This window comes from Neobacillus rhizosphaerae (assembly GCF_050477885.1).
Lineage (GTDB): Bacteria > Bacillota > Bacilli > Bacillales > Cytobacillaceae > Neobacillus > Neobacillus rhizosphaerae_A.
In genome coordinates this window covers 1-1,623 of sequence record NZ_JBCNAC010000052.1, presented here as the reverse complement: position 1 = coordinate 1,623, position 1,623 = coordinate 1, and the positions used below count along the sequence as shown (strand labels likewise).

The following is a 1,623-nucleotide window of genomic DNA, read 5'->3' as shown; positions in this document are numbered from 1 at the left end:
GTGCCATGCAAACCGGTTGGTTATTAGATAATGGCAAGTGGTATTTTCTAAAAGGTTCGGGTGCCATGGCTACTGGTTGGGCGTATGACAGTGGAAAATGGTATTTACTTGCACAAAGCGGTCAAATGCTGACAGGATGGCAGTATGACGCAGGGGCTTGGTATTATTTGGCCAGCTCTGGCCGAATGCTGACTGGCTGGCTGAAAGACAATAACCGTTGGTATTATTTAGCGAGTAATGGTGTAATGAAAAAAGGCTGGGTCTATACTGGGGGCAAATGGTACTACCTCGGTTCAAGTGGGGCGATGGCGACTGGTTGGCTTTATGATGGAGGAAAGTGGTACTATCTCAATACAGATGGTTCTATGAGAAAATCGAGCTGGATTCAAAGTGGTAAAGACCGTTACTATCTGGGGACAGGCGGTTCGGTCTCCTCGGTAGTGCTCGATGCTCCTCTTGTCGCGCAAATGCCAGAGCTGCCGCGTGGCTGTGAGGTCACATCGTTAGCGATGTTGTTGATGGATGCGGGAAAAAGCGTGTCTAAAATGACGTTGGCGTCTCAAGTGCGAAAGGACCCGACGCCTTATTCGAAAACAAATGGACAAGTATACTTCGGTAATCCGTATTCAGGGTTTGTTGGTAATATGTACACCTTTAGCAAGCCGGGTCTTGGTGTGTATCACGGACCAATTGCTGATTTGGCGAATCAATATTTGCCAGGCCGTATCGTTGATTTGACCGGTTCCAATTTTGAAGAGATTTATAAGCATTTAAATAACGGGAAATCGGTGTGGGTCATCAATAATGTGTATTTTGATACCGTTCCATCACAGTATTGGCAAACCTGGAATACACCTGCCGGAAAAGTATCCATTACCTATAAGGAACACAGCGTTCTTGTGACAGGCTATGACAGCCAATATATCTATTTCAATGACCCATTATCTGTTACCAAAAACCGCAAGGCAACAATCAGCGCCTTCAAACGCGGCTGGGTGCAAATGGGTAAACAAGCCATCACCTATCGGTAAATAAGTTGGAAACTTGGTAAAATGTTTTATAATAGAGGAAAGGGGGCAGACACATTGCAGCGCATTTTGTTTGTTTGTACGGGAAATACATGCAGAAGTCCGATGGCTGAAGCCATTTTGAAAAGCAAGAACCTAACTGGGTTGGAAGTCAAATCGGCTGGCATTTATGCGGCCACCGGCAGTGAGGCATCCTCACATGCAAAAACGGTACTCGGCAAGAACGACATTCCGCAGAACCACCGGTCGAGTTTGTTGACCACAGCAGAGGTGGAATGGGCTGATCTGATTTTAACAATGACATCCTCCCATAAGTATGCAATTCAGCAGCAATATCCGAATGCCATTATGAAGGTGTTTACTTTAAAAGAATTCACCGGAGAAATGTTTGATCACGATGTTGTCGACCCATACGGCGGAAACCTGCCAATCTATGAAGAAACATTTCGTGAGCTCGAACAACTCATTGACAAAGCAATTGAAAAATTAAAACCTTAGCCGTGCCAACTGGCTCTCTTTTTTAAGAGAGCCCTTTATATTTCTGTAGCAGTATGTCAAAATTAATAGAAGAAATAGATTAAGAAAAGCGCAAGCG

2 protein-coding genes are annotated in these 1,623 nt (G+C 44.7%); both read left to right on the top strand.

Annotated features, from left to right (window positions below):
• A partial coding sequence (locus ABES03_RS06700; RefSeq protein WP_430116260.1) for a C39 family peptidase occupies positions 1-1,031 on the top strand: 1,031 nt, incomplete at its 5' end.
• A gap of 54 nt (positions 1,032-1,085) precedes the next feature.
• The gene (locus ABES03_RS06695; RefSeq protein WP_430116257.1) at positions 1,086-1,526 is read left to right on the top strand and encodes a low molecular weight protein arginine phosphatase; all 441 of its coding nucleotides are present in this window, start codon (positions 1,086-1,088) and stop codon (positions 1,524-1,526) included.
• The last annotated feature ends 97 nt before the right edge of the window (positions 1,527-1,623 follow it).